This is a genomic window from Vibrio profundum, assembly GCF_050337555.1.
Lineage (GTDB): Bacteria > Pseudomonadota > Gammaproteobacteria > Enterobacterales > Vibrionaceae > Vibrio > Vibrio profundum.
Genome location: NZ_JAKJTA010000004.1, coordinates 327,825 through 346,803, shown reverse-complemented (window position 1 = coordinate 346,803; position 18,979 = coordinate 327,825). Strand labels below are relative to the sequence as shown.

Annotated in this window: 16 protein-coding genes; 5 read left to right on the top strand and 11 right to left on the bottom strand. The window is 43.8% G+C overall.

The features are described from left to right. Nucleotide 1: 1 nt before the first annotated feature. Complete coding sequence (locus L4C34_RS04165; protein ID WP_428788087.1) at nucleotides 2-841, bottom strand: OmpA family protein; 840 nt, start codon at nucleotides 839-841, stop codon at nucleotides 2-4. Nucleotides 842-868: 27 nt separating this feature from the next. Then, on the bottom strand, nucleotides 869-1,189 hold the full coding sequence (locus tag L4C34_RS04160; RefSeq protein ID WP_428788086.1) for an STAS domain-containing protein: 321 nt from the start codon (nucleotides 1,187-1,189) through the stop codon (nucleotides 869-871). Nucleotides 1,190-1,661: 472 nt separating this feature from the next. Here L4C34_RS04160 and L4C34_RS04155 point away from each other — a divergent pair, with 472 nt between their 5' ends. Next, on the top strand, nucleotides 1,662-2,153 hold the full coding sequence (locus tag L4C34_RS04155) for a hypothetical protein (protein WP_428788085.1): 492 nt from the start codon (nucleotides 1,662-1,664) through the stop codon (nucleotides 2,151-2,153). A gap of 157 nt (nucleotides 2,154-2,310) precedes the next feature. Here L4C34_RS04155 and L4C34_RS04150 read toward each other — a convergent pair whose 3' ends face one another. After that, a complete protein-coding gene (locus tag L4C34_RS04150) occupies nucleotides 2,311-2,850 on the bottom strand; it encodes a hypothetical protein (RefSeq protein ID WP_428788084.1) in 540 nt (179 codons plus the stop codon). A 3-nt stretch (nucleotides 2,851-2,853) separates the two neighbouring features. Continuing rightward, a complete protein-coding gene (locus tag L4C34_RS04145) occupies nucleotides 2,854-4,977 on the bottom strand; it encodes an LruC domain-containing protein (RefSeq protein ID WP_428788083.1) in 2,124 nt (707 codons plus the stop codon). Between the two features lie 609 nt (nucleotides 4,978-5,586). On the opposite strand from L4C34_RS04145, the gene L4C34_RS04140 reads away from it, so the two are divergent. Further along, the gene (locus L4C34_RS04140) at nucleotides 5,587-7,305 is read left to right on the top strand and encodes an NAD-dependent malic enzyme (RefSeq protein WP_428788082.1); all 1,719 of its coding nucleotides are present in this window, start codon (nucleotides 5,587-5,589) and stop codon (nucleotides 7,303-7,305) included. 91 nt (nucleotides 7,306-7,396) lie between these two features. On the opposite strand, the gene L4C34_RS04135 is transcribed toward L4C34_RS04140, so the two are convergent. From L4C34_RS04135 to L4C34_RS04120, 4 genes are all read right to left on the bottom strand, one after another. Next, nucleotides 7,397-7,966, bottom strand: coding sequence for a cytochrome b/b6 domain-containing protein (locus tag L4C34_RS04135; RefSeq protein ID WP_428788081.1), 570 nt, complete (start codon nucleotides 7,964-7,966; stop codon nucleotides 7,397-7,399). 114 nt (nucleotides 7,967-8,080) lie between these two features. Continuing rightward, nucleotides 8,081-8,998 (bottom strand): LysR family transcriptional regulator, encoded by a 918-nt coding sequence (locus L4C34_RS04130; protein ID WP_428788080.1) that lies wholly within the window; start codon nucleotides 8,996-8,998, stop codon nucleotides 8,081-8,083. Between the two features lie 84 nt (nucleotides 8,999-9,082). Beyond that, on the bottom strand, nucleotides 9,083-9,340 hold the full coding sequence (locus L4C34_RS04125; protein ID WP_428788079.1) for a hypothetical protein: 258 nt from the start codon (nucleotides 9,338-9,340) through the stop codon (nucleotides 9,083-9,085). A gap of 20 nt (nucleotides 9,341-9,360) precedes the next feature. Continuing rightward, the gene (locus L4C34_RS04120) at nucleotides 9,361-9,777 is read right to left on the bottom strand and encodes a 2-oxoglutarate and iron-dependent oxygenase domain-containing protein (protein ID WP_428788078.1); all 417 of its coding nucleotides are present in this window, start codon (nucleotides 9,775-9,777) and stop codon (nucleotides 9,361-9,363) included. 160 nt (nucleotides 9,778-9,937) lie between these two features. On the opposite strand from L4C34_RS04120, the gene L4C34_RS04115 reads away from it, so the two are divergent. From L4C34_RS04115 to tdh, 3 genes are all read left to right on the top strand, one after another. Beyond that, nucleotides 9,938-10,144, top strand: coding sequence for a cold-shock protein (locus tag L4C34_RS04115; protein ID WP_428788077.1), 207 nt, complete (start codon nucleotides 9,938-9,940; stop codon nucleotides 10,142-10,144). A gap of 838 nt (nucleotides 10,145-10,982) precedes the next feature. Continuing rightward, nucleotides 10,983-12,179 carry a glycine C-acetyltransferase gene (locus L4C34_RS04110; RefSeq protein WP_428788076.1) on the top strand — a complete coding sequence of 399 codons (1,197 nt, stop codon included), beginning with the start codon at nucleotides 10,983-10,985 and terminating at the stop codon, nucleotides 12,177-12,179. Then, complete coding sequence (gene tdh, locus L4C34_RS04105) at nucleotides 12,179-13,210, top strand: L-threonine 3-dehydrogenase (RefSeq protein WP_428788075.1); 1,032 nt, start codon at nucleotides 12,179-12,181, stop codon at nucleotides 13,208-13,210. The genes L4C34_RS04110 and tdh overlap by 1 nt, the downstream gene beginning before the upstream one ends. A gap of 129 nt (nucleotides 13,211-13,339) precedes the next feature. Here the strand turns inward: tdh and L4C34_RS04100 are convergent, their stop codons facing one another. The 3 genes from L4C34_RS04100 to L4C34_RS04090 form a co-directional block, all read right to left on the bottom strand. Further along, the gene (locus L4C34_RS04100) at nucleotides 13,340-14,128 is read right to left on the bottom strand and encodes a DUF2189 domain-containing protein (RefSeq protein WP_428788074.1); all 789 of its coding nucleotides are present in this window, start codon (nucleotides 14,126-14,128) and stop codon (nucleotides 13,340-13,342) included. A gap of 202 nt (nucleotides 14,129-14,330) precedes the next feature. Further along, nucleotides 14,331-16,772, bottom strand: coding sequence for a PKD domain-containing protein (locus L4C34_RS04095; protein WP_428788073.1), 2,442 nt, complete (start codon nucleotides 16,770-16,772; stop codon nucleotides 14,331-14,333). Nucleotides 16,773-17,129: 357 nt separating this feature from the next. Then, complete coding sequence (locus L4C34_RS04090) at nucleotides 17,130-18,302, bottom strand: hypothetical protein (RefSeq protein WP_428788072.1); 1,173 nt, start codon at nucleotides 18,300-18,302, stop codon at nucleotides 17,130-17,132. Nucleotides 18,303-18,979: the final 677 nt, after the last annotated feature.

Below are 18,979 nucleotides of genomic sequence, written 5' to 3'. Positions count from 1 at the left end.
ATTAATCCATTTCATGGGGCGCTCCTTGAGTCCGAGTGGTACTGCGATCGAGCTCTGATAAGATTTCTATGCTGACTCTACGGTTAGTGAGTTGGGTCGCTTTCGATTTTCCTTCAAATAAAGGTAAACTTTCACCCACTGAGTGTGTCGCAATTCGGTTTGGCTGGACGCCAAATATCGATAAATAGCGTTTCACTTGTTTGGCTCGATTTAGAGCAAGCTCTTGATTATATTTCTCTTTACCAACGCTATCTGTATGCCCAGTAACCGACAAACGCAGAGTTTGGTTGTCTTTTAGTAGTTGAGCAGCACTGGCAAGGTGGCCCATATATTTAGGGTTTATCTCGGCTGAGTTGAAGGCAAACTGGTTATCGACGTTCAGCAAGTTGAAGAGCTGATTGACGGTCGCTAACTCATTATTGAAATGACGAGAATTGCTTGGCGGAATGCAGCGGGTTTGCGAGGTCACGTAATCGAGCTGCAGTTCAAGTTCAGCAAGACGTTTACGTTGGATAATGAGATCATTAGCAGCATCGAGGAGCAGTCCTGCTTCTAGTTCACGAGCGATTCTATTTTGTTTTTCTGTCGCTTGAACAACCGATGCGGGAAAGCACCACCGTGCTCCTTCTTGGATTAATACATCAAGGTGTAATTTGACCAGTTGCCAGTCAAATCTTAGGCCGTGTTCTGGCCCGAGCGGTTCGTCGGGCATCACAGGGCTGAATGAGTTCTCGATGTAGTTTTCAGCAAGGCCCCCTGTTCCTTGTTTTGGAGTGTTGCTACAGCCTGTTAATACGCTGATACCAATAATTAAGCCAAGATGTGAATAAAATGAGTTCATGCCAACGTCCTCTGTTAGTGCTCGCGCTTATTGCGTTCGTGAGTTGATGGGGATCGCTTGACCGATACGAAGTAAATTGATGATTTCGAGAGGTTGGCCTCGCACGTTTTCAATACGCATATCGCGCTCACGTTCAATGAGGCGTTTGTACATGTAGACAAGCGCGCCCACACCGGATGAATCAAGAAATTGGACGCCACTAAAATCTATTTCCACTTCTTGATAGTCATCTTGTGCGATAACGTCATCGATATGTTGCTGTGCATGACGGCTTCCGTCGGCATCTAAGTTGCCTCGGATAAGAAGGGTAATCACTGTGTCGGTGGCTTGAATTGTGTGCAGTTCCATAATGAACGTCCTTATATTTCTCTAATTGATAGGGTTTCTAAATTGAGCAATTGAGTCTCATGTTAGGTAAGGAAATGCTGGAAATGTGCCAGAAATTAAAACTAATAAAATCATATGTTTAATATGGACTTGAGTGTGTTTCTCAAATTTGAATGAAGTTATTCCTAAAATGAGAAATATTAACGTCAAATTGAGTGCGTTCGTAATATGTTGAAATTTATCGCTTTATTAATTGGTGGTGATCGTGGGAATAAAAAGTGTGGGCGGGGTGAAAAGAGTGGGTGTGGTGAATCTAACCCCTGTCAGAGCATTCAATGAAACACGACTATACTTAAATACCTACGGATGCTAAGTGATAAGTATATGATGAGTAAATACACTCCTTCTGGTGCGAGCGAGTCTGGTATGTCTTATTGTTAGGACAACATCATTATTAGCTTTTAAGTAGAATTTGATTATTGGAGTCTCGGTATTGCGTCACAGTGTACGCTGGGTAGAAAACTGGAGAGATATACTTAATCGCTATGCGACAGCGGTATTGATAGTTTTAGTGCTGATCGTGGCGGCCTATAGTGTATTTCATGAGGAGCTTCGGCTTGTCGTTGTGTTGAACGCATTAAGGTGGTTCTTTTTTTCTTGGTTACTGCTGGTTATTGTGTCCTTTTTTTTGGCGTTACTTTCTATTGTTATGGCTGTGGAGCTAAAAGACGATATTCTTATCGGGCGAAACCTTTGGCTTAAGAAGATAGAGGTTCCCCTTATTGACGTGGTCAAAGCGGAATACCGTTTGTATTGTGGAACAAAAGGGATCGCTGTCATAACAGGGCCAAAGACCCAGGTGTTTATCCCCCTTTATTCAAATAACTTAGACCAACTGAGTGAGCAGATTGATCGGGTAACGATATTATATCGGCCGACACCAAAATCATCGCAAAACGTAAATCAGTCAAAATCCACGCGTTAGTCGGTGTGTCTGAAATCGATTCTGTAACGTATTGAAGTTCATGCTCAGTTTTCAGTGGCCTTATGTTTGTAATGGCCTTGAATTTGTAATGCCGTTAAGTTGGCGTTGTCCCTCAAACGAGGTGAGCCAGTGTCTATTACGAGCTGTTTGTCGTGCGCTACTGCCAAACCCAGTTGTGGCTGTTGGAATCCACGTTGAACTTATGTTGAATCAGCGCCGTTCCATCATAAAATTGCACCTCGAGAAGTAACGTCGTTTGTGCTGAAGACAATGAATACTCTAGGCTACCAGTGCCTGATTCTATCGGCACGGAAGCAACGCGGCTGTTGAAATTAGGATAATAGCTCCCGTCTTGACTCAACACGAAGTCACTATAGAGGGAGAGATAAGCTTTACTCGTTGAGTAGGTGCTAATGTCTATGGTCAAGTAGTGTTGGCTTGCCGGGTTATAGCTAAACCCATCAGGCACATTAAGTTCATCAACTGACGTGGCGGTCGATTCCATACGAACCTGATATTCTGGCTCAGGTTCGCTTTTAACCAATACTTTAGGCTCTGTCGCTGTTTTGTTTGTTTGTTGCGTTGCTTCTGGGCTTGTTGATTTTTCTTGTTCTTGGTTATTATTTTCACTATCACCACCGCTGTTGCAGGCACATAGTAAACTGATGAAGATCAATGAAATATGACGATTTATCATGCCTTACTCCTCTGGTATGAAGATTTTATTTGTGTTCGCATTACTTTCCAAATGCCACTTTTGATTCCATTGGCCACCGGATTCTGCGTAGTCTGCAAATTGTGGATAGGCTTGGATCAAGTCGACCCTTTCACGGGGCCATTTCCACTCACTAGGCACTAACAATGCCCAAGGGTGGTTGTTAGAAGTTTTAAAGTATTTCCCCAGAGCGGGGTCGCTTTGATCAGCTCCTAAGCCGTACAGGCTGAGGCTGTCGAATTTTTCGGTGGGTGCATGATCGGCTAGGTGGATCTCTAGTGAACGGCCTGGATGAAGAGGTAGACCTTCGCCATGGTATTGTCCGGGTGTTGCGAAAACAAAAGGATCGTAAGGCATAGCGATGAGGCTGCTAGTGTTAACACTGTCATTGATCGCGATATCTAGTTGAAAAGAAAATTTGATAGTTTCCTGGCAATCTTGGAGTGAGCGGTAAAAAAAGCACATTTCGGATTTGAATACTGACATATCGTTGGAAATAATAAATACGGCGTTCGATGAATCAAGCTCCAATCCGTTTTCTGCGAGTAGGGCACCGTTGTGAGTTTGTGTCGTGAGTACTTGATCTATGTCATTGGGACTAAGCCCAGAGAGCTGGATAGCAAATGCATTACGATAGCCCGCGCCATACGCAGCGAGATACCCTTGAATGATAATGCGAGCGACGTTGCCATCTTGCACTGTTTCAGTGACGCGGTAACGCATTACGACATCGTTCATGTCATAGTCCGCTTTATAGGGCCAGTTATCTTCGTAGGCAATGGTGGCGTAAGTCGATTCGCTAGGGTAATGGCGGATAGCGACTCCATCTTTAGTGATTAAAACAGGGTGATCTTCGACTTCGCCCGTGGCTGCGCCCCCAAAGTAATCGAGCCCTTGTTGACCACTAAATCTAAAGCGGCTCCACGTTGAACCTGATGTCACATCAGGCGGGACATCTACCGTGAGTGAGTTGCGCCCAGCCGACAGTATTCGGTCGGAAAATACTTTTTCACCTTCGTCGGAAAAATCCCCGTCTTTATTCCAGTCAATCCAAGCGGATAGGTAACCGTCACGAGAGGCTGTGACAGAGATAACGGAATTTAATCCGGCCTCGACTGCTGTGACGAAGCCCACCCCATCTTCATCGGCATTGCCGGCTTTGTTGTCATCTAGGGGAGCGATGAGTCCATCGCCCTCCCCATCGGGGGCAACGTTCCCTAGCCAATATTCGCTATTGATACCATGTCTAGGTCCATTCTCGTCTAAAGTGGTGAGGTAAGTATCTGGTGCGTCTCCAAAATCGATGGTGGAGTCTTCATCAATAATAGGAGCGTTGGCACATCGCGCTCCATCGTTTTGATTCGAATAGGGGCCGTCGGCAAACTTAACGGCGGTCACTTCTCCTGCGGTTATCTTATCGTCGCCGGATAAGTCGATTCGAAATATATCACCATCGGAGTTACGAGAAATATAGTAATAACCGTTAACGTCGAAGTAACCTGCGCCAAATGTTCCGGTTTCTCCAACATCCCCAATGAGGGATTCTTGCCCAGTAGTGGTATCGAAGCGATATAAGTTACCCGTGCTATTGTCCACGCCATAAAGGTGTCCGCTTTGTGGATGAAATGCAAAATCTGTTAGGTTGACGTCTGCTCTGCTACTGATTTTTTCGACATACAAGATAGCTTGTGGATCATCATCTAGTGGGCTGAGGTCGACTTTAAATAGCCCTTTTCCGCGACGATACAGATAGTAGACATGACCATAAACATCACCCACGTAAAAGGTGTGATCGGTAGGTAATCCGGATGTGGTGAGAATCTCGGCTTTCAGATCATTACCCAAGCGGACCAAGCGCCGGTTGCTAGTATCGTAGCCATAGATATAGCGATCTTCGAAATCAAACCCGACGCCATTGATATTGGCGCTAATGCCAGTATCAGCTTGAATTAGCGCGGTGTCGCCAGTGACAAGATTAACGCCGTACACTTGAACTGGGTTGGCTTGAAACAAGTAAGCTTTACTCGGGCAGGTATCGAACGGCGCTGCGTACACACTTTGGATGATGAGTAATGTGATGCTGGTTATGATGAGGGTAACTCTTACCATTTTGATTCCCCTGCGAAACGATTTAGTTAAGGAGAAACAATCTTTGTGCCAACTTTAAGTTGTTGATTTATATCACTTTATTTTTCGATTGTTAAAGTCTGTCAAAATGAGAGTTAAATTGAAGGCAATCACACGATATTTACTGTAGGGAAAGTTTGAATGGGGATAGATGAGAAAAAACAGAGTATAGATAAGAAAAAACCGAGCAACATGCTCGGTCAGCGCCTAGGCAGGCAATAAATATAGGAAATGTATCAAATGTCACGATTTGATGGGGGTATAATACAGTGCTGACGTTATCGTTTTACCAAGATAGTGTGATAAATAAGTCAGCTTTTTCTTACAGTTTTATCATTAGATAATGGTATCTGGGGTTTTCTTTCATTCGTTATGAGTTTGAGTGTAATGGTAAGTTTGCTTGTGTTTTCTCCCATTTTTGATTGAACAAGAGACAAATAGGTTGCAATTAACTCTAAACGGTTGTTTGAAATACTAATTTTTCAAATTGAATGCTTTAGATCACAAAAATTTTTCTTATTACTCCGTAGACTACTCGAAAACTTAGGCTTAGCTCATATCAAGAGCGAATAATTATACGTCAACGGAGGCATGATGACTGTAGGTAAGTATTTAAGATGGAAAGATGAACAAGGAAGTGAATTTCGACCTGTCTCACTTTCTGGAACCGACTTGCTAAATGATCGTAATTTAAACAAAAGTACGGCATTTAGTTACGAAGAAAGGGAACTGTTTAATCTCAATGGTCTTCTGCCACCACGAGTACAAACATTTGAAGATCAGATCAAACGTGTTTACAGCGGATTTAAAAACGCATCGACGGATATTGAGAAGTACTTATTCTTACGTTCGTTACAAGACAGAAATGAGACGTTGTTTTATGCTTTGATTAACCGAAATATTGAAGAAATGACACCGATTATCTACACGCCTACGGTAGGAAAAGCGTGTCAGGAATTCAGCCACCGTTACCAAAAGGCACGTGGTCTATATGTCACGGAAGATAACGTCGACCACATGGGCGAAATGGCGCGTCAATTCTCTAGTCAAGACATCAAAATTATCGTAGTGACGGATAGCCAAGGCATCTTGGGCCTGGGTGACCAAGGCGTTGGTGGTATGGGTATTCCGATTGGTAAGCTGTCTCTTTATACTTTAGGTGCTGGAATTCATCCAACGCATTGCCTACCGATTGCTCTAGACATTGGTACTGACAATCAAGATCTGCTCGCAGACCCAATGTATCTTGGTGTACCGAAGAAACGTATTCGTGGTGAGGAATATAAGGCATTTATTGCCAAATTTGTCGAGCAAGTAAAACGCCATTTCCCGAAAGCCGTGTTGCAGTGGGAAGACTTCAGCAAATCGAATGCGTTTGATAATTTGTCAGAGTATGAAGACGAGTTACCATCGTTCAATGATGATATTCAAGGTACGGGCTCAGTGGTACTGGCAGGTATTATCAACGCGGCTAAGATCAAGCACGAAGTCTTGGGCGATCAGATGTATGCCGTTTATGGTGCGGGTGCTGGTGGCGTTGGTGTGGCAGACCAAATCTTTGCTGGTCTTTTAAAAGAAGGCCTATCACACGAAGAAGCGCGCGAAAGAATCTTTATTCTCGATTCTCGCGGTGTTGTATTTGACAATCGTGAAGGGCTAGATGAATATAAACAGCGCTACGCGAAGTCTTGGGAAATGACAAAAGATTGGCAGATGGAAAGCGACTCTGGCGCGAGTTTACAAGAGTTGTTGAACAACGTTCCAGTGACGGTGCTACTCGGTTGTAGTGGTGTTGGCGGCGCATTCCAACAGTCTCATGTTGAGAAAATGATGAGTCATACCTCTCGTCCAATTATATTCCCGCTCTCTAACCCAACTTCTAACTGTGAAGCTTTGCCTGAAGATATTTATCGTTGGACAGGTGGACGTGCAATCGTTGCAACCGGTAGCCCGTTCGAAGACTTGGAGTTTGAAGGGCAGGCATACCGTATTGGCCAAGGCAATAACGTGTTTGTTTTCCCAGGCGTTGGTCTTGCGGCTATTGTAGGTGGCGTGCAAAAAATCACCATGGATATGTTTACCACAGCTTCTTACGCTTTAGCGGAATGTGTGAGTGAAGAAGATTTGGCACTTGGCTGTGTCTTCCCGAAAATCAGCGAGCTTAAAGCTGTGACAATGGAAGTGGCGACAGAAATCCTATCGCGTTTGAGCGAAACTGATCCGAATAGCGATCTGCGTGACAAAGACATTCAGCACGAACTATCTACCCATATGTGGGAACCAGCTTACTTGCCATATCGCAGAGTGTAGTGCCCTACGAGCTTATACACGTTGTGAACATTAAAAAGGGCGCCGTGAAAGGCGCCCTTTTTGTCTCTTCATTGTTCGTATCCCCATTGTTTTAAGAGACACCAGATATATCGTCACTATTTTGCTTCGGCTTGTTTGTTTTCGAGTTCGCCTTACGTCGCCACAATGCGATACCGGAAAAATATGAATTGCCCGTCAATTTGGTCATTAATATGACTGCGCTGACATGAATAGTGACAGCAGTCATGGTTATGTTGGCCAATATTTCATGGAAATCGCCGATGGAATCTTTTGCTCCCCAAATGTTCTGTTCGGTGGCCCAGCCTGTCAAAGCCGTGGAAAGAAGTAATGTCCACATTGTCCATATCATGATAGCGCCAGCAGGGTTGTGCCCGACGTGGTCGTCGCGTTTGGTGACTAAAGTTTCTTTGATATGCGCTAATGCAGAAGGTATGGAAGGCTTAAAAGTAGTGAGTCGCGCTGGCGAAGAAGCGATTAGCCCCCAAAGTAGTCGAATTGCTATCGCACCCACGACGGCATAGCCGACCCATTGGTGCAAAGTGCTGCCTTTCTCAGTTAGAAAGTAATTGCAAAAAAATAGGGCAGCGACTGTCCAGTGCGTCAGCTTAACTAATATGTCCCATTTGTATGGTTGTGCCATCGTATTCTCCTCGTTGCCGTGGTGCCGGCGAAAGTGTTCTTGCCGTAAGTGCCCAAGTGTTTTGAGGTAACTTGGGAATACTTATCAGGCTAACAAGGAAAACTTAAGGCTTACTTAAGACTTTGCAATTAGTTTAAGATTAATGTAATCAATAAAAACTCTTAGTCGGGCGGGCATATACTTGGTCTGTGGATATTGCATCGCAACGGCTCCGTGGTAGTTACTTTGAATAGTCCAGTCGGGTAGAACGGGTATCACTTCACCTGATTTTAGGGCGCTAGAGACTACAAAATCGTGGAAAATACCGATGCCTAAGCCTTCTTTGACACCATTGAGGCGCATCTGTGAAAGGTTAACGGCATAACGACCAGAGACTTCTACGCTATGAAATTCGTCTTCTTTGAAGAAATCCCAAACATTATCTGAGCTGGTTTCTGCTAGGTATAGGCAGTCGTGGTCTTTCAAATCGGACGGTTGAGATGGGGTGCCACGTGTCTCTATATAGTTTGGGCTGGCACACAATACCAAGTTTGTTTTCCCAATTTCTTTTAGTACCAAGTTTTCGTCTGGTTGGTCGGTGAGCTTGAACGCAACATCGATTCCTTGTCGAAATAAATCCACATCTCCGTCCATGGCTCTTAGCTTAAGTTGGATATGAGGATATTGGTTTAAAAAGGGCAAGACAAGAGGTTGTAGTACCGAGTTTAAAAAGGCTTCGGGGGCGGCAACCGTCAGTGAGCCAGATGGCTCGGTATGCTCTTGAGTCGAGACTTCGACCGCTTGCTGCGCTGCGTTAAGCATGATTAATGCTTGGTCATAAACTTTGGTACCCGCTTGTGTAATGGTGAGTTTGCGCGTGGTGCGCTCAAACAATTTCACTGACAGCGCGTTCTCTAATCGAGTGATGAGTTTACTGAGCGCTGAAGGAGTAACATTGACTTGCTTTGCCGCCGCAGTAAAACTGCCTTCATTGACGACCAAAATGAAAGTGGCGAGATCAGGAAGTAAGGCGATCAGTTTACTGTTGTGCATCAGGGGGAACTTTTAAGAGTGACGAGCAGGTAACGGCATTATCTATTAATCAGGTTGGTCGGTCATCAAAATCCTACGCGAAATTCACTCTTTATCGCTATCAGCAATGAGGTAGCGGTAGTAGTCGCCGAAGTATCTTTGCACAACAGTGCGTAGTGTTCCGTCTTGCTGCATGCTTTTTAGACTGACTCTTAGTCTCTCTATGGTTTGTGCGTCTATTGTTTTACGTGAGACTTGTAAGGTCACAGGGCTGCTTCGCAGAGTGAATGGTAAGCTGAAATCACCTTTGGAGAGATTCATGCGTTTCATTTCGTAGTAGATGCCAAAATCGACACCTGCCAATGCACTAATCCTGCCCGCTCTTAGCAATTGGCGTCATGACCAGGAAATTGGTTGTCACCCGAAAGATAGAGACCTTTTTTATACTCGTTGCTTAACTTGTCAGGCTCAAAAGCCATAACAAAAGCGTCTAATTGATTAGGATTTTTTGCACTTCCCAAGCTAGAAACTTTTAGTTGGGATGCATTGGGTGGTACATAGCCTCTGAAGCAGTTATTTTGCTTAATTTCCAGCTTTTCACTAAGACTCAAATTGTGAAATTCTCTAGCAGCTTCGAAAATCCCCTCTAGAGATTTATCGGAGATGTTATGGTTGGTCAAATAGGCGAACCCATAGTCTCTATATGCATTTCTAATCTGACGTGACACTAGTTCAGCGCCTTCAGGTTCTTTCCCCCATAGAGGAGACAAATCTATTTTTGGAATAGTAGCGTCTATCATGATAGTAACTCTAATGCATTGATTAGTTTGAATTATCACTTTCCGCTATCGTTGTTTCAAGTGAAAGCTGGGTTAGACACCAAAATTAGTCAATTCCCTGTTTAGTCGTTATACTACTTATGCAAAACATTACAAAATTATTAAACTAAAAGAGATTGTTATGAGTAAAGGTATAGTTAAGTGGTTCAATGCGGATAAGGGTTTCGGATTTATTACACCAGAAGACGGCGGTAAAGATCTTTTTGTTCATCACTCAGAAATCCAAAGTGGTGGTGAATACGCAACATTGAATGACGGTCAAGCGGTTGAGTTTGAAGTTGGTCAAGGCCAGAAAGGACCTTGCGCTAATAAAGTTGTACCACTTTAAGTAGTCAGAAAATTATTAGTAATAAGCGGAGCTATTGTACCAGTTCCGCTTCATTTCAAAAAAATCATTATTCCAATGTTGAATCATTAGCACTCTTGGCATACAAATCTTTTATTCAATCAAGTGAATTTGTTGTCCCGTGTCAGAAATACACATAACAAAGCACTCAAACTGACCTCCAACACGTGGCACTTTTGCTTCGAAAAGTATATGCCACGATTTCCCGCAGCTTAGCGCAGCGTTACTTTTCCATACTTAAGCGGAGAAGAGCCCTTAAGCTAATCCGTTGTTTTCTAAATTAGCAAAGTCACTGACTCACTTTTGTCCAAAAATAAGCTCAATCTGATCACACTTTATTGTCGGCGTTTAAGCTTATTCGTATAGCTCTACGAGAAAAAATGATCAAACATTAGCTAAAAGGTGAGATGTACATCATCTGGGATAGCTGCGTTTTTGGTCAAGACCTATTGTCTACCGACAGCTGTAGCCACAATGAGGTTTTAGACGGGCAAGAGATGACACAACTTATACATCAATATAGTTGTTAAGTGATAAGTTTGCTGATATCCGCTAACGTGCAAACACAGAGTTAGCGATCAGGAAGATACTCGTTTAGTCATTTATCCAGTTTATTGTGAACTAGATCTTGGTTTTTGAACTTTATTTGTTCCTGTGGTTCATTAATGTTTTTCCACTTAAAGGACTAATGTGTTAGAAAGAGATGGATTACACTAGAGAGCGCAGGCCGAATGCCATCAGTTTCGAATTCGGCTGCGAAAATACTGTCGTACCTATAGAACCAGCCAGTACCCAAATAATAATTAGTAAGGAATTGAGTATGTCATCTTCATTCTACAATCAAATTCAGCAGCAAATCGAGGACGTAAAAGCAGAAGGCTTATACAAGTCTGAACGCGTGATCACTTCTCAGCAGCAAGCGTCAGTCTCCATTTCGACGGGTCAAGACGTTCTCAACTTCTGTGCGAATAACTACCTTGGTTTAGCCAACCACCCTGAGCTTATTGAAGCTGGCAAACAAGGTATGGATAAGAATGGTTTCGGTATGGCATCTGTGCGCTTTATTTGTGGTACACAAGATATCCATAAAGAGCTAGAGCAGAAGCTTTCTGAGTTTTTGGGTAAAGAAGATACGATTCTATATACCTCTTGCTTTGATGCGAACACAGGTTTGTTTGAAACCATTCTTGGTAAAGAAGATGCCATCATCTCTGACGCTTTGAACCACGCATCGATTATCGATGGCGTACGTTTGTGTAAAGCCATGCGTTTCCGCTACTCGAACAACAATATGGCTGAGCTTGAAGAGCGATTGATTGCCGCTAAAGAAGCGGGCGCTCGCAATACGCTTATTGTTACCGACGGCGTGTTCTCTATGGACGGTGTGGTAGCAAACTTACCAGCAATTTGTGATTTGGCTGATAAATATGGCGCGCTGGTGATGGTTGATGATTCACATGCAGTAGGCTTTATGGGTGAAACAGGCGCAGGTACTCATGAGTTCCATAACGTTGTTGATCGCATCGATATCATTACAGGCACACTAGGTAAAGCAATGGGTGGCGCGTCAGGCGGTTACACTTCTGGTAAAAAAGAAGTGATTGATTGGCTTCGTCAGCGTTCACGTCCTTACTTGTTCTCTAACTCTGTAGCTCCTGCGATTGTTAACGCTTCAATTCGTGTTATCGATTTATTAAAAGAAAGTGCGGGTCTACGTAGCCACTTGTGGGACAACTCTGCACATTTCCGTACTCGTATGACAGATGCTGGCTTTACGATGGCGGGCGCTGATCACGCAATCATCCCAATCATGTTGGGTGATGCGAAAGTAGCGGCTGAATTTGCCGAGCGCGCTCTAGAGAAAGGCATCTATGTCGTTGGGTTCTCGTTCCCTGTTGTGCCTAAAGGCCAAGCACGTATTCGTACGCAAATGTCTGCTGCGCACAGCCGTGAACAACTCGATCGCGCGATTGATGTGTTCATTGAAGTGGGTCGTGATATGGGAATCATCAAATAATGAAAATTAAAGCATTATCAAAATTAAAGCCTGAAGAAGGCATTTGGATGACCGAAGTGGAAAAGCCTGAGCTTGGCCACAACGATCTTCTAATCAAGATTAAGAAAACCGCTATTTGTGGAACTGATGTACACATCTACAACTGGGACGAGTGGTCACAAAATACTATCCCTGTGCCAATGGTTGTTGGCCACGAATACGTGGGTGAAGTGGTTGGTATCGGCCAAGAAGTCCGTGGCTTTGAACTGGGCGATCGCGTTTCTGGTGAAGGTCATATCACATGTGGTCACTGCCGTAACTGCCGTGGCGGGCGTACTCACCTTTGCCGCAACACAACCGGTGTCGGTGTAAACCGTACGGGTGCATTCTCTGAGTTCTTAGTGATTCCAGCGTTTAATGCCTTTAAGATCCCAGCTGAGATCTCTGATGATCTAGCCTCTATCTTTGACCCATTTGGTAACGCGGTTCATACAGCGCTTTCTTTTGATTTAGTCGGTGAAGATGTGTTGATCACCGGTGCTGGCCCAATCGGTATCATGGCCGCTGCTGTTGCGAAGCACGTTGGTGCTCGTCACGTTGTCATCACTGATGTTAACGAATACCGCTTAGATCTTGCTAAGAAGATGGGTGTGACTCGTGCAGTGAATGTGATGGAAGAGAAGCTTGAAGACGTAATGTCTGATCTCGGTATGACAGAAGGCTTTGATGTTGGCCTAGAGATGTCAGGTGTACCGTCAGCGTTCAACAGTATGTTAACGAATATGAACCACGGCGGCAAAGTCGCGCTGTTGGGTATTCCACCATCAGACATGGCAGTAGACTGGACCCAAGTGATTTTTAAAGGCTTGGTGATCAAAGGTATCTACGGTCGTGAAATGTTTGAAACTTGGTACAAGATGGCCTCATTGATTCAATCTGGCTTAGATCTAACACCAATCATTACACACCATTTCAAGGTCGATGATTTCCAAGCAGGCTTCGACGCCATGCGTAGCGGTCAATCGGGTAAAGTTATTCTTGATTGGGAATAAACACTACTAGCCATTAGTTAAAAAACGCCCCTTTGATAGGGGCGTTTTTTATATACATCTGGCGTGTGATAAATAACATGTTGAAAGATAGGAAACCTATATCGCTTTTTATCCCACTTAATAGTTGAGTTACGCTTCAATCATTTCAGGTTGTTCGCTATTAGCTTCAGGAGAAATGTAATCTTCTTTAAAGTTAATTAGGTAATAGGCGGCCACCATGAGTGATGAGAGAGGCCCAGTCCAGATAAGAGCAAGTCCTAGTGTGATTAGCGCGAGACAATTAAGCAGCGATATAGATAAGGTCAGTATTATTCCACTACCAATATTTCGGCGCATTAATCGCCATGATGTCTTTGTTGCTTGCCACGGGCTTAGGCCTTGATCAAGTACTAGCATAATGTTCATAAGCATCAATATCATGTAGAGCGCCCCGATAACGGTATATAGGACTGCAAAGATAACCAAGTTTGTATTGGAGATTATGTTGTAATCCAATTTGTTAACGACAGCTAGGACACCGATTGATCCCCCAATTAGAATAACAGGGATAAGGATTATCAGGTTTTGAATCACCGAAGTTAAAAAGACTTTCTTCCAATATCCTCTGATTCTGAACCCTTCAAATTGAGTAACACTTTCTCCCTTTAGTTTTTTTAGCGCGACTAGTCCAGCTCCTGTTTTTCCAATAGCTAGACAGGCAGGGTATAGGAATAAAGACATCAAGAATGATAGAGTCAAGACGACTCCTGGGTGAGTGGGTTTTAGCGGGAGTGAAGCTGTTCCGAATATAAGTTGCGTTACTGCCATCGCGAATATTGCAACAATCCAAGGGAAAATAATTGCCCTTTTGGTACCTTTAAGGTTTTGGCGTGCGAGTTTAAACGGCCTTATGTTCTTAGGAATATCGTTAGAGTTCATTTGATTTTTCTCTTGAAAATTGGTCTTAGCTGAAATTGCGCACAGCCTAATATGTTTCACCTAAGATTAAAAGCATTCATGAAACCAATTTCTTTCGGCGCTAACGCCACCACACAAATTTGAGAAATCCAGTTATAACCATGCAATAAAAAGGTGAACGTCGTTAAACGCTCACCTTTTTTTACTTTACGCTTCTTGGATGCTAGAAGCTGGCGGAAACCGTCTCATTGCCCGGTTCCGGGGTATAAGTGTATCCAGAGCGAACGACGTTGGTTACTGTGAAGGTGAACGTTCCGTTCTCAGCTGTGGTTGATTGCGATGTGAACTCTACTCTGCCACTTGGGTTTGTTTTTTTAGTGAAGCTCCCAGTTGCATCACCGCTCCATTCTCCGGTTACGTGTGCGTTTTTCATAGTTGTTCCATTTTCATCTACAACGACTATATTAACTTTCGCTTGGGTGCTGCCAGAGTCACCGCCACCGCCACCGCCACCGCCACTGTTTCCTCCACCTCCGTTGCCATTGCCGTTACCTCCCTTACCTTTGGAGCTATTCGCGACAATGGCGATGCTGAAGGTATCAAGGTGGAGCGTGTTGACGCTAGGATCGGCTGAGACGTTAATAGTTATGTTATCAGTGGCCGTGTCTCCATCATTGTCCGTTACGGTGAGGACGACGTTATAATTGCCTGCCTGCGTATATGTATGGCTAGGGTTGGCTTGGGTACTACTGCCATCGCCAAATTGCCAATCATAACTGGCAACGGTGCCATCTACATCCTCTGCGTTACTGAAAAACGACACGTCTAACGGTGCGGGACCATCATATGGAGAAGCTGTTGGAGCTACAGTCGGTGGGTTATTATTGACCGTCACTGTCACAGTATCGGTGTCCATTAATGTATCGCTGTCAGTCACAGTCAGCACCACATCGTAGCTACCGAGATCGGTAAAGTTATGCTGTGGGTTTGTAACTGTCGATGTTACTCCATTGTCTGCAAAGTCCCATAAATAGGTTAATAGGCTATCATCCCCATCAGGATCACTAGAGGTGTCTCCAGTAAACTGTACGCTAAGCGGCCTAAACCCACTAATAGGCGAAGCGGACGCTGCTGCTACAGGTGGTTGTAATCCGCCTGATTCAGGGAAGTTACCATTGATGGTGTATGCCCCTAAACTCCCGTAGTCTGTGTAGCCAGTTGGAGGATCGGCAAACGGGTCGCCAAAATTAGCGCCAGATATGGCTAGGTAGTAGATCCCAGCGGCAACTGGGTAGCTGGAAATTTCCGCAGCTAGAGTAGCTGGGTCGTTAAAGGTCTCGATTATCCCGCCTGATGCGTCATAAAGTTCAATTCGAATATCGAGGTTTGGATAGAGCGGAGCAGGGGTAACGTCAATATTTAGAGCGCCATTGCCCGTCGAGACTTGGAAAAAATCGGCATCAAGCTGCCGCTCAATAATGGCGGATAGTGGAGTTAATGTCACCGTGCCATTGTCGGTTGTGCCGAGTAATGTGGTAGCGTTTGTATAAACGTCACCATGATCATCACTACGAAGAAGGGCGCCATTGCTTTGCATGACTGCGATATCGTCATCGCCACCATTGCCTGGGGTATTGTTGGCATTTAAGTATTCACCTTTACTCCATTGAGTTACTGACTTACCGTAACCAACCCCCATGATTGGTGCCCAGCTTGTTGGAACAGAAAGGTTGCCGCCGTGACCATAGTAATAACTCGAGCCGCCTGAAACGCCATCGTGTTGCAAACCTAGGTTGTGGCCTGCTTCGTGAGTGGCTGCTTCTGCGATGTTTTTCGCGTTAGAGCCTAAATTGTCATAAAAGACAAAGGCAGGTTTATAGTAGTCTGATGCTTGACCATACTCGTTGATACTGTCAAAGATGCTTAGGTAAGCAAAGCCCCCACAGTTACAAGGCGGGGACGTAAAATCTGCAGTGATGACGACACGTGTACCATAGTGTTCGTCGTTATTGCCTCGCGTAATTGCATCTTGCCCAGGATCTTCAGTTGTGACATCAACATCGAATGGAGCAAAATCTTCTGCGACTTGTTGCCACACCGCTTGGATAACGGCTAGTTCATCGTCGTTAAAAATAGGTTCGCCAGTGATTTCATCTACGGGGAACAGCCCGTCTAAATCAAAAGGTTCGGTATCGATAGGTTCGCCATAACTTACATTCCAAGCCCTACCTGTGGTAAAGAACCCGGTGAAATCTAGATAGATGACTTTTGTCGAATCGGGCTTACTGTGTAGTGATAAAGTGCTTGTATGTGAAAGAGGTGCGCTGGTTGGTGCAGGCGGAGAACTTTCATTTTGTACGTTTGGGCGCTTTTCCACAAAGAATATGCGCCCCGATTTATCAAGCCATAAAGTATTGTCACTACGTAATAGGTCCGAAAATTCGGTTGGCGTTTTGCCATACCAAGCGGCGACTTCGGGAAGTTTATCTCCTAAGCCTTGGATGGCTGCTTGTCCTTGAGATTTTTCAGGCAAATTCAGTGCGGGGAATGGTCCTTTCTCCTTTTTAGCTGCATGTGTAGTAAACGACAAAAAAGTTATTAATATAAATATTAATAACTTGGTGGGGGTAAATAGATTAATTCCATTTAAATAGGCTAAATTCATGACGGTGCCTTAGCTTTTTACTTTTTAGAGGTTCATAGGTTGGTGTGCCGAGTCCTTAGGCACTTTACTAATTATAGCCCGTTTTCTGTGTTTATGTTTATTGAATTTCAATTTAATATAATTTGAAAAATATATTTAAAACAATCTGTTACATCGATTTCCGCTGTGGTATTAAGTGGTTGTTCAATAGTTTTAATGACTTGGCTATATTGTTTTTTGTAGGTATGTTTGGCATGCTTTTCTGGGGAGGTTAGTATTGCTGCAGTGTTAAGATTAAATGATAACAAGCAAGTGCTTGCTATCATTTATTTTTTCTACATATGTAAAATATCGAAATACATTTATAGATATATGGTCTTATGGCACGACGCAAATAGAATCTGAGCCAGAAAATTCGCTACCATCATATAGCGTACCGCTGAGAGTAGCTAAATCAGTATTATTAGGCTCCCAGTTATCGGCATCATCTTCAAAATGACAGACTAAATCCATAAACCCATCGTTGTTGGACTCTTCAACGCCACATAGCGGACCTTTTTTACCCCTAACTCGAACTTCAAGTCCGCCGAAGTTGAGGGTGTCTGGGTCTATATTCATGACATCGAATGATTCACTACCAAGAACCGCGACAGGAATTACGCCGTGAGAATTGACGTTAAAGCAATTAGGATCACTACCCGGTTTGATATCAATGTCCACTTGAAGGGTTTGGTTACAAGAAAGCGCTGCAAAATTAAGTGCGTTCTCCCACATTTTGTAGAAATCACCAGATACAGTTATATACCTATCGTGAGTAGGAAAGTGACTTATACCGACAATACAGTTTTCGGCACTAAAGCCGATCAGTGGGATTCCATCACTCCAGCTGGCAACGACCGTGGTTCCAACTTTGGCCGCTACACCACCATGATACAAACCAGTCATGGAATTAAGTCCATCTGTCAACGGGTGGGTGACGATGGAGCCTGCATCCAATGTATCGTTATTGTATTCTGAGCCCGGCCTAGTCGTTGTACTGACGGTAAACGGATCTATGGCTTCTAAATTACCCCACCCATTTCGGTTGTAGATAGTATTGTCACTTCTGTCTTGCCAGTAGAAGGTGCCAATGACTAGGTTACCGCCGCCAAGAACATACTGTGCAAGCACATCACCGGTTAATTGAGGCCTTGGGTCTCCCATCAAACCATTTTCCCACAGTAAAACAACATCATACTGTTGGAGCAGAGTTAAAGTGGGTATCCCATCAATAAGGGTAGAATGGGTATCAAAAGAGAAACCAATCATATTGGCTAAAAACGCGTTTCTCGTATATGTATTGTCAGAGTCCCTATTAGAAAGTAAAAGTACTGGTATGTCGCCTGGTGCCTGCTGAGTTGTATTGGCGACCACTGTTTCACTTAATGCAGGTGTATCAGTACCGCCAGCTTCATTTGCTAAAGCAGTCGAGATGCCACTCAATAGGAGTAAGCCACTCAGTCCCACTAGCGCAGAGCAGCGGGGTAGTATCCGTAATATTATATTTTCCATGATCATTTCCTTTTTAAAATCACAAAAAAGTGCCCGTACCCTGAGTTGGTTGTGTAGCTACTCAGAGCATGTTTTAGTTTATGAATGTAGTTTTTCGTTGCCTATGAACGGTATAAACAGCATGACTTCCGAACTCTAAAAGCATTAATGCCTGTTAAGGTCGTGAGTTATTTGGTTGCTAGGTTACGTACTGCTAATAGGTAAACCACTCAATACTAGTTGTAGTTATGATATGGAATCGTCTCATATATAAGACACGGTGAACTTAGCGTATATGGTGGCTAAGAACGTTACTCTTGGCATGGAAATTGTGGGCCATGAGACCTTAAAATATTTGCGATTCCATAGGGTTAAATTGGCTTCTTCTGTGAGGGGGAAAAAGGGTGTTAGGTAAACCCATAAAAATTATTTTTAGGCGATTTTATTCATTTCAAAGGAGAGATCTTCAGCAGTTTTTTTAAACGGGGAAATGCTTAGAGCGTATATTCACAGCAGAGGTGATTAACTGACAGTACAGCAGATACTTGCAGAAGGATGTGGCCGAGGCTGCCCATTCAAGACTCATAATAATTTGTGATTACATTTATCCAATTAATTAACTTGGCAAATATATTGCATTGTTAATTTGGTCAATAAACTGGCGCTGAACCGTGAAGTAGCGTCTGATCAAGGAAAAG